9 protein-coding genes are annotated in these 9908 nt (G+C 68.2%); 3 read left to right on the top strand and 6 right to left on the bottom strand.

From position 1 onward, the window contains the following. The first annotated feature begins 208 nt into the window (after window positions 1-208). Window positions 209-853, top strand: coding sequence for a class I SAM-dependent methyltransferase (locus QH196_RS23855; RefSeq protein ID WP_280418052.1), 645 nt, complete (start codon window positions 209-211; stop codon window positions 851-853). Between the two features lie 35 nt (window positions 854-888). Here QH196_RS23855 and QH196_RS23850 read toward each other — a convergent pair whose 3' ends face one another. Together QH196_RS23850 and QH196_RS23845 are read right to left on the bottom strand one after the other, a co-directional pair. Beyond that, window positions 889-2205 (bottom strand): carotenoid oxygenase family protein, encoded by a 1317-nt coding sequence (locus QH196_RS23850; RefSeq protein ID WP_280418051.1) that lies wholly within the window; start codon window positions 2203-2205, stop codon window positions 889-891. Further along, on the bottom strand, window positions 2189-2749 hold the full coding sequence (locus QH196_RS23845; protein WP_280418050.1) for a hypothetical protein: 561 nt from the start codon (window positions 2747-2749) through the stop codon (window positions 2189-2191). Before QH196_RS23845 ends, QH196_RS23850 begins: the two co-directional genes overlap by 17 nt. A gap of 84 nt (window positions 2750-2833) precedes the next feature. Here QH196_RS23845 and QH196_RS23840 point away from each other — a divergent pair, with 84 nt between their 5' ends. Next, window positions 2834-3361 (top strand): PadR family transcriptional regulator, encoded by a 528-nt coding sequence (locus QH196_RS23840; RefSeq protein ID WP_280418049.1) that lies wholly within the window; start codon window positions 2834-2836, stop codon window positions 3359-3361. 16 nt (window positions 3362-3377) lie between these two features. Here the strand turns inward: QH196_RS23840 and QH196_RS23835 are convergent, their stop codons facing one another. The 4 genes from QH196_RS23835 to QH196_RS23820 form a co-directional block, all read right to left on the bottom strand. Continuing rightward, a complete protein-coding gene (locus QH196_RS23835) occupies window positions 3378-4031 on the bottom strand; it encodes a Uma2 family endonuclease (protein ID WP_432279547.1) in 654 nt (217 codons plus the stop codon). Window positions 4032-4164: 133 nt separating this feature from the next. Continuing rightward, window positions 4165-4650 carry a nucleoside deaminase gene (locus QH196_RS23830; RefSeq protein WP_280418047.1) on the bottom strand — a complete coding sequence of 162 codons (486 nt, stop codon included), beginning with the start codon at window positions 4648-4650 and terminating at the stop codon, window positions 4165-4167. A 290-nt stretch (window positions 4651-4940) separates the two neighbouring features. Then, the gene (locus QH196_RS23825) at window positions 4941-6746 is read right to left on the bottom strand and encodes a cutinase family protein (protein ID WP_280418046.1); all 1806 of its coding nucleotides are present in this window, start codon (window positions 6744-6746) and stop codon (window positions 4941-4943) included. A 102-nt stretch (window positions 6747-6848) separates the two neighbouring features. Further along, window positions 6849-8447: a putative glycoside hydrolase gene (locus QH196_RS23820; RefSeq protein WP_280418045.1), complete on the bottom strand. Its 1599-nt coding sequence runs from the start codon at window positions 8445-8447 to the stop codon at window positions 6849-6851. A 113-nt stretch (window positions 8448-8560) separates the two neighbouring features. On the opposite strand from QH196_RS23820, the gene QH196_RS23815 reads away from it, so the two are divergent. After that, entirely contained in the window at window positions 8561-9571 is a 1011-nt protein-coding gene (locus tag QH196_RS23815; RefSeq protein WP_280418044.1) for a polysaccharide deacetylase family protein, read from the top strand. Window positions 9572-9908: the final 337 nt, after the last annotated feature.

Raw genomic sequence — 9908 nt, 5'->3', positions numbered from 1 at the left:
CAACCGTTTTGGCCCACTTTGGCTGGGGGGGGGGGCGTGGGTTTTTGTTTTGGTTGGGCCGGGCGGGCTTTGGGGGGGTGGGTCGTCTGTGTTTGCCCGCCCCCGCCCCGGGGGGGGCCCCCCGGGGGGCGCCCGGGCGGCGCCCCCGGCCGGGTCGTTCGATGATCGGCAGCGTCGATGCCGTGCTCGGCGGTCGGCGGATGACGCGATGATCGGGCGATTCGATCCGGCTCTCACCGGAGGTGCGTGCTGGGTACGCACTGCCGACGGCGACCGCGTTCCGTTGCCCACCAGCCGCTGGCTCGGCGGCGACCGCGCCACCGCGGCCGATATTCGCGTCGATTCGGCACTGGTCAGTTGCTGTGACGGTCCCACGGTCGACCTGGGCTGCGGCCCCGGCCGGCTCGTCGCCGCCCTCTGCCGCCGCGGGGTGATGGCGCTGGGCGTGGATATCTCCCCCACAGCAATCGCGGTAACCCGCCACCGCGGCGCGCCCGCCGTACCCCGCGACGTCTTCGGACCGCTTCCGGGGGACGGCCGCTGGCACTACGCGCTGCTCGCCGACGGCAATATCGGAATCGGCGGCGACCCGCACCGGCTGCTGCGCCGGGTCGCCCGGCTGCTGCGGCCGGACGGCGTGGCCGTCGTCGAATTCGCCGCTCCCGGAACAGGGATCAGAATCCAGGAGATCCGGCTGGAAACCCACGCCCGGACCGGCGACTGGTTCCCGTGGGCCGAAGCCGCCATCGACCATGCCGGAGCGCTCGCCGCCGAGACCGGTTTCGAACTACTCGGCACCGCCGGCATATCCGGTCGCCACCTCGCCTGGTTGCGCGGACCTGCAGAGACCTGACTGCCGGAGCCGGTGCCGTTCGAGGTGTCGGGCCGTCAGCTTGCGGGATCGGTGTCGGGGAACCAGTTGCCGTGGAATCCGGTGGGGACACGGACGCCGAGATGGACCTCCGCGAGCGGGGCGGCGGTCGGATCCCCGGCGTCGAGAATCACGAGATCGCTGGTGGCTGTTCGAGCGCGGAACACGAACAACAGCAGATATCCGGCACCGGTGGACGAGGGGACGAATACGGCCTCGCCGGGCTCGTCGGCACCGAATTCGTGTGTCCGGTGCTGCGCAGCGGGCATGTCGTAGCCGGTGAGGTGGTGTGATCCGACGGCGTACACGGTGGAGTGCGGCAGGCCGGTCGATGCGTCGTCGATCCGGGGGAACTCGACGGCGCGGTCGTCCAGGGCCCGTTCGGTGACCCGGTCGCCGGTGAGATCGATCGTCCACTCGTGCAGAGTGCCTTGGTCGTCGAAGGCGGAACTGGAACCGACCCACATCGATTCGTATCGCACCGCGTGCAGCGTGATCACGTCGCCGGTGTCGAAGGCGTTGGCCACGTGGAAGACGTAGCAGGGCGCGATCTCGAACCAGCGGACCGGGGCGGAGGGATCGTCGCGGCGCAGGACACCGATACGGGCACCGTAGCCGGGATCCCAGCGGTACGGCATCGTGCCCTGCCGGGCCAGTTCGAGACTGAACACCACCGGCAGGTCGAGGAACAGGACGTAGCGTTCGGTGATCGCGAAATCGTGCATCATGGTGAGGCCGGGGACCTCGATCGGCCGGTCCACGACGAGGGTGCCGCCGGCATCGGCGCGGTGGTAGCGCACATGCGGCGCGGTGAGGCTGCCGTAGCCGAAGAAATGGAGTTCTCCGGTGTGGGGGCAGGTTTTGGGATGTGCGGTCATCGAATTGGTCAGCGCGCCGCCGAAATCGTAGACACCGAGCGTGTCGAGTTCCCCGGTCACCTCCCAGGGCAGCGACGATTCGACGAGCGCCAGCAGATGCCCGGCGTGGCCGACGATATGCGTATTCGCGTTCGCCACGTGGAGGTTTCGGTTACCGGTGGCGGGGTCGTAGAGGGGAGTCGCGTCGCCCTCGAATTTCCCGGTGCGAACCCAGCGGTTGCGATACCACTCCGCCTTGCCGCCCCGCAGCCGGACCCCGTGCAGCATGCCCTCGCCGAGAAACCAGTGCGGCGAACCGTTTCGCGGATTGGGGCCGTTGCGCAGGTAGCGCCCGGCGAGTTCGGTAGGGATCCGGCCGGTCACGGGAAGGGTCTCCACCGTGACTTCGTGGTCGACCGGGGCGAAGTTCCCTTCCAGATGGCCCTTGGAGGAATCGGTGTCATGCGGAAGCTGCATCGGGTCGTACCTTTCGGACGAGGTGCGCCGTGTATCGCACCGGGACCAGGATCGAGAGCGGGATGAGGACGTAGGTGGCGAACTGCCCCTGCGGACCGAGGACAACCACCGAAACCAGGATGAGCAGGCCGGCCGCGAGGAAACTGCACAGCCATACGCGGGTGATCACGGCATTGAATTCGCGGAAGCCGGCCGTGCCGCTGAACTCCGGCGGTGCCTGGCGCCGTGCGATCGGCTCGGTGAACGGGCGGCCGACAGCGAGCCCGGCCGCGACAACCAGTGCCAGCCACAGTTCGGAACCGGCGCCGAGGAATCGGCCGATCAGATCGGAGCCGGTGGCCGCGCAGCCGGCCGAGGCGGCGAAGAAGAAGGCCGCGGACGCGCTGTCGATGGTCGTCTCGGCAAGATGAACTCCGCGTGCCGCCCGCAGTCCGATGAGGAGCAGGGCTGTCGCGCCGCTGACCAGTGCCGCCACCGCGACCGAGGTGAACGACGAGGCGATCGCGTACACGATCCACGGGCAGACAGCGAAAACGACGGACATGGGCACCTCTGATGGAAAGCCGACCGGGACCTACTACTTTGTCATGTCAGTAGTGACATGACAAGAGTGGGATATCATCGCCCTATGAGTCTCCGATTCGCCGCGCTCGGTCTCCTGGCACAAGAGCCCGGCAGCGGGTACGACCTCCTCAAACGCTTCGAGATCTCCATGGCCAACGTCTGGGCCGCCACGCAGAGCCAGCTCTACGGTGAGCTCGGCCGGCTGGAGCGCGAGGGGTTGATCGAGATCGCCGCCGAAGGCCCGCGGCGACGTAAGATGTACGCGATCACCGAATCCGGCCGCCATGCGCTACGTGACTGGCTTGCCACCCCCGATACCACCCCGGTCCGAAGCGGGCGCCTGCTCCGGGTATTCCTGCTGTCCGAGGTGGAGACACCGGAAGCGATCGAATTCTTCACCGATATCCAACGCAAGGCCGAGGCCGAACTCGACCATCTGACCACGCTGCTGGAACAGCTCGACTGGCGCGGCGAGAAGAACGAGTTCGGCCGCATCGCTTTGGAACACGGCCTGCGCCACTACCGCATGGAAGCCGAATGGGCCCGATGGGCAACCGACCGGCTCACCGCCCGGCGGGACCTGGCCCGATGAGATGGCGCGGTGCCGGTCAGAAAGCCAGCGAAGACCAGGGCACCTCGATCGGGAACGGGTACGGGAAGGACACGCCGGTGCCGGCGTCAGGGATCCACTCGCCCGCCATCAGGTAATTCGCCGACCGGAGCGGACGGACTCCCGGTGGAAGCTCGGCGTGGCCGATTTCGAGGATATACACACGCAGGGCGGCGATACCGGTCAGATCCTGCCGCAGTTCGACCTCCCAGTAGGAAGGAATGCCGCCGCTCGCATAACGCGCTTTCTTCGTTTCGATATCGCCCGGGGTGTTCGACGGCGAGAGCACCTCGCCGACCAGCACGGTATCGGTGGCTCGAACATCCGAACCCGGCGGGAGGCAACGGTGCACCAGGAAATCCGGAGTGACGAAGTCGGATTTTCCGGAGTGCCCGAAAAATACATTCGTCTCGAGGTTCACCCGCCAGCATCGCTCGGAATGCGACGACATATCACCATGAGCACACCGTTCGATTTCGTTGGTCAGGCGCCGCATAGCCGTTTGATGTTCCCCCGGTCCTCGCCGCAACCAGACCACCCGCCCGTCCCACAGTTCGATCTGTGCGGCTACCTCGTCGGGCAAACCCTCGAGTTCCTCCCAGGTCATGTGCTCGGGAAGGTCGGGGCGCTCCACGTCGTGGGCACTCGGCATGACCATCTGCTCATGCTACAAGCAAGTCCGGTTCGTATCGGACAAGGGCGCGAGCGGTAGGGAGCGCATGCGATGATCGCGCAGTGCGGTCCTGCCCGGCCGAGTCCGAGGTCGAGCTGGGGCTCGGCGGGGCTCAGCGTCGCGGTGCGAAGCAGGCGTGGTAGAGGTCTTTCACTTCCTGAGCAAGATCGTCGACCGGCCCGTCGGTGACCGCGCCCGGCACGATCTCGCCGATCGGAATCGAGGCGACCGGCGCCGCGGGAACACCCCATTCGCCTAACCAGGCCCTGAACTGTGCGCTGGAGGTGATGTAGACGATGCGCCCCAATCCAACCCAGCCGTGACTCGCCGAGCACATCGGGCAGTGCTCTCCGGAGGTGTAGACGGTGGCGGCGGCGCGTTCTTCCGGGGACAGGTGCCCGGCGGCCCACCGGGAAATCGCGAATTCCGGATGCTGGGTGGCGTCGCCGTCTTTCACCCGGTTGCGGTCCTCGAACAGTACCGTGCCGTCGGCGGCGACCAGGACGGAGCCGAAGGGTTCGTCCCCGGCGGCCAGCGCCTCGCGGGCCAGGTCGATGCAGCGGCGGAGGTGGGGCAGATCCTGTTCGGTAACGGTCATGCTGCCATCCTTGTCGATCGGGGACGAGCCGCGTGCCACGAGGAGGACGCCGTGTCGGGTTCGGCGCGCCGATCGGGCGCACCGGTCTCGACCTGTCGGTCCGTCGCAGGAAATCCCCAAGGGATGCGCAGGTAGTGGCGGTCTGCCGGATACCGAGGGTGTCCGGCCGGTGAACGGTAGACGGGAAACCGGCCTGCTGCCGTTTCGACGGTGTGAGCAGGGCAAGAGGCCGGGACCTGTGTGCCGGTCCCGGCCTCCTGTTCAGTCCTGGCGCGAAGCCGCATGGGTTTTCAGCGTGTGGTTTGCGCGACGGCCTCGCCGGCCGACGGTGCGGGTGTTGCGGTGACGGCGGGCTCGGTGGTCCGGGGAACGCTTGTCGTGGGCGTGGTGGGTGTGGTGGCCGGCGGATCGGCGACCTCCGTTGCGGATTCGGAGTTCGCAGGCGTCGTGGTCGGACTCGAAGGCACCGTTGCCGAATTCGGGCGCTCCGCTGTCGACGAGGGCGGCACGGCTGTCGTCTCACCGACCGGTGCCGTGGTCGTGGTAGTAGCAGTTCCGGGGGTGGCCGGGGGGCCCGTGGTCGTCGGTGCTGCGGTGCCAGTGGTGGTCGTCGTCGGTACTGCTGACGTGGTTCCGGTCGGCTCGCCGGTCTCGGTCGCCGCTGCTGCCCGATACGCGTCGTCGAGGTCTTCGGGCGTCGGCGTCGACTTCGTATTCACCGGTTCGCCTGCCTGGGCCTGCTTCGCCAGATGCGTGAGCCAGGCCGCGGCGTATTCGGCGGAGGTCAGGGGTTTGCCGTTGGCCGGGTCGGCGTCGCGCCAGTAGTCGAAGTGGTGGCCGGTGGCGTTGGGGCCCAGTGTCAGGTTGTAGGGGTCGGACAGGATCACGGGGATGGTGTTCTGATTCGTCACGATCAGCCCGATGATCTCGTTGAGGATCTTCTGCGGGAGGTAGGCCAGCGGGGCCATCTCGCCGGTGGAGATGGAGTCGGCGGGCTGCTCGCCGGCCGGGGGAGTGGCGCCGGGTTCGTAGCCCGGTTCGGAGACCCGCAGCAGGACCTCGAGGAAGGTTTCGTCACTGGCCATCCAGTTCGGCTGCGACTGGATATCGGCGAGGGCGAGCAGCGCGACCCGGCTCAGGACGACCGCGACATCCTGCCCGGTGGCCGGGGTGAGCCCGTCGCGTTCGAGAGCGTCGACGTTCATCTGCCGCGCCACATTGACCACCAGTTGCAGTAGCGCGATGTTCTCCGGCGCCGCGCAGGTGAGGTCGCCGTCGGAGCAGAACGATGCGATCTTCCCGTTCAGCGAACCGAAGTCGCCGCCCGTATCCGGGAGTGCGCCCTGGCCCGGGACCGGGTTCTTCCCGTTCTGATAGACCTGGTCGAACCCGTCCGGGTTGCCGTGCGGGTTCTCGGCACCCGGGAACGGGCCGTCGCCCGGGGCGCGGCCGGAATCGGCGAGGATGACCACACCGGTGACCTTGTCCGGGTCGACGATCGCGTAACCGCCGTCCTGCTGTTCCTGATGCCCGATCTCCATGGCGACCCGCCGCACCACATCGGCGCCTTCGCTGTAGCCGACGATGGCGAAGCGGGTGTCCGGGCAGGCCTGCGAGATCTCGCGCATCACCTGCTGGGTGTTGGCGACCCCGGAGGTGACCGCGTCCTCGTAGGTGGCCATATCCGCCGGGTAGGCGATATAGACCGCGGCGTAGGAGCCGGCGTCCACATCCTCGGCGGGGGCGTTGACCACCGGGTCCACCCATTCGCTGCTGTGATCACCCGACAGTGCTGCGGGTAGCGGGTTGCCGTGCGCGTCGACCAGCAGTTTCGTGGTCCCCTCGCGCGGGGTGTCACCGCGGCCCGCGACCGAGATGGTGACCATATCGTGGCATTCGGTCACCGACGCCTTCAGCTGCGTATCCGCCTGCTGCGAGGGTGCGGTCATCGAATAGGTGGCGCCCACCGCGGCCACCACGCCCAGGGCGGCGGGCGCGGCAATCGCCGCGGCGATGCGGTGCTGGGTGAACCAGCCGCGGGATCGTCGGGTGAACCCGCGGGATGATCGCAGAATCCAGCTACTTCGGAAAGCCATGTCCCATGCTCCATTCCAGAACTGATAAATGGACGGACTGGCCCCCCGACGGGCCGTTACGTCACCGGAGACGTCGCGGCGGGGATGCGCGGCGTTACGCGATCACTTCGGGTCGAGTGCGCCGCCGTGATATTCCACGCTGGGACTCCACAGGAAGAAACTGTCTATACCGGCTTTGTAGGTCGCGTCAATTTGGGCTCTGACCTGGGCATCACCGTAGTTCACGCCCAGACTGAAATCCTGCAGCCAGGGGATCACCGTCGCCCCCGTGCCTTTGGTCACGGTTTGGAAATCACGGAGCGAGGCGGCGACGATATCGAACGGCTGCCCGTTCGGATTCGCCACACCGTATTCACCCGGACCCCAGTGCGACGGGTAGATCATCGGCGCGACGAAATCCACCTGCGGTGCGATGAGCCGGATATCCTGCGCGATCTGGTCGGGCCGGGTGGCGGCGATCCCGTAGACCGCGGCGCTCTGGTGGGCGCCGGCGGCGTGCACCGGATCGCGGCTCTGCGCCAGGAACCCGGCGACGGCTTCGGTGGCGGGCCCCTTCAGTCCGGGGAAGCGCATACTCGACAGCCTGCCGTCGGGGCGGCGGACGTAGTCGTACATGATCCCGTCGAAGCCCAGTTCGGCGGCTTCGACCGCGAGCGCGATGTTGTAGCCGCGGACGTCGGGGTGGGCGAAATTGGTGAACGCGATCGCGCCGTAGTGGCTGGAATACGGCTGCCCGGCCGGGTTCTGCACCACCCAGTCCTGGCGGCCGTGCTGCCAGGCCCATTCGGCGAGCGTGGGATCGCGGAACGCGACGATCCGGCCGACCACCTGCACTCCCATATCGTGCAGTTGCCGCAGCGCCGCCTTCGCTTCGTAGATGGGTGTGGCGGCGCCGGTCGAGCGGGCCAGCGGCACCGTCGAGGCGTAACCGACGACACCGTCCTCGTCCTTGATATCGAGTTGCACGGTATCGATGCGTTTCTGGCGGGCCAGGTCCAGGACGGCCTCTCGCATCGGTCCGTACGACCAGGCGTGCGCGGTGACATGCACGGCCCGCATCTGCGGCAGGTCGATACCGGTGGTGAGCGCCTGCGTGGTGGTGTTACCTGCCGCGTCCACCGCCACCACCTCCGAGCCGGTGGGACTGTGCGGGAGTTCGCTCACGAAACTGCCGTCGGGGCCGGGGGTCACCGAATGCGCACCGATCGAGACCTGTTCCGCATCGGGCGCGCGCCCGCGCACGGTGACCGGGTCGCGGTAGGAGGCAGCGGTTTCCGGTTGGGTCACTTCCAATTCCGGGGCGGCGGTATCCACGGTGAAGGTCGCTTCGGCGCCGGGGCCGTCGCGCAACCAGCCGGTCAGCCCGCCCGGCGGTATCTCGGCGGTTACCGTGTGTTCGCCGTCGGACAGTGCCTCGGGCTTGTAGACGACGGTATCGCCGTCTACCCGGCCGGTGACGGGGGAACCGTCCACCTCGAGTTCGACGGCGTGCGGATCGTGTCCGGCGGCATCCACACGAAGTGTCAGATCCTTCAGTGCCGCGGCGCCGACAGGCCCCGGTGGGAGACCGGACAGCGGAAGTTCCGGGGCCGGTGAACGGCCGGCTCCGATCCCGGCGAACACCAGCAGCACGATCACGACAACACCGAATACGAGGACCGCCAACCGTTTCCGGTCGACCGCCCGGTCCCGCACGAGCACAACACACCAACTTCCGCGAACAGCTTCCCGCCCACTATGGCGAGTCCGCCGCAGCGCCGATCTGTTTCGCGGAGATGGACCGTAAATCGTTGCCGGCACGTAATATCCGGGCGATGGTGCGGTACCCGGGGAGATATGTTCGGGTGGTCGCGGCGGCACTGATCTGCGCGGCGGCCACGGCCTGCGGGGCGAGTGAACCCGCCTCGGCGGACACACCGCCGAGTACCTCCGCCCCGCCCCCGCCGCCGGCACCCCCGGATCCGGCGGCCGTCGGTGCCGACGAGCTGGGCGAGGTACCGATTCTCATGTACCACCAGGTGACCGCAGAGCCGGTCGGTGAATACGATCAGAGTCCGGCCGAGTTCCGGGCGGAACTGGACCGGCTGTATCGCGAGGGCTACCGCCCGATCACGGCCGCACAGTACATCGCCGGGGATATCGATATTGCGGCCGGAACACATCCGGTGGTGCTCACCTTCGACGATTCCACCGGCAGCCAGCTCCGGTTCACTGCGGACGGCGTGCCCACGGCGGACTGCGCGGTCGGGGTGCTGGAACGTTTCGCCGCCGACCACCCCGATTTCCCGGCCCGCGCGACCTTCTATGTCAACAACGACCCGTTCGAAGCCGATCCCCGTGCGTTGCCCTGGCTGGCCGAGCACGGTTACGAGATCGGCGCGCATACCGCGAGCCACCCCGATCTTGCCGGACTGGACGCCGCCGGCGTGCAGCGTGAACTGGCGCAGAATGTCCGGGCGATCACCGCCGCGGCGCCGGGAACCGCGGTAACCACGATGGCCCTGCCGCTGGGCAGCGCCCCGGCCGATCCCGCCCTCGCGCTCGCCGGGACCTCGGACGGTACGCCCTATCGATTCGCTGCCGCGATGCTGGTCGGCGCGAATCCCGCGCCGTCGCCGTTCGGCCCGGTGGATCCTGCTGCGGTGCCGCGGATCCGCTCCGGACTGGGCGCGGTGCCGTTCGATTCCGCCTATTGGCTCGACCTGCTCGCCGCCGAACCGGCCCGTCGCTACACCTCCGACGGCGACCCCGGACGTATCTCGTTCCCACGCAGCTCGGCGAACCGGCTCGACCCACGCTGGGCTGACCAAGCACATGCCTATTGATGTCTGCATGGGAAGGCGTTCGGGCGAGGCGGGTTCTGTGCGGCCGGAACGGTGTTGCCCGCCGCGTTCTCCGGCTCGCACTGCGTGGGAGTGTCACTCATCCCTTGGTCCGACGTCGCCGCCGACTACTGGGCCGCGGGCCGCGGTCTGCCCGGCGAGGTCCGGGCAGACCTCCGTGTCGCCGTTCGGGCGCACGTCGTCCTGCTGGACGGTTGTGGGCCGGCTCGAATCCGGCAACCGGAACTGCTTCCGCACACCGGACCGCGACCGGCGTGACCCGGTCGCGGTCGCGGGCAGGTTCACGTTCGGCTCGGCCGTGTTGCCGGCCGGCTACCGC

This window comes from Nocardia carnea (genome assembly GCF_029868325.1).
GTDB lineage: Bacteria > Actinomycetota > Actinomycetes > Mycobacteriales > Mycobacteriaceae > Nocardia > Nocardia carnea_C.
The sequence above is the reverse complement of the archived record's forward strand: the minus strand, read 5'-3'. Positions and strand labels throughout refer to the sequence as shown.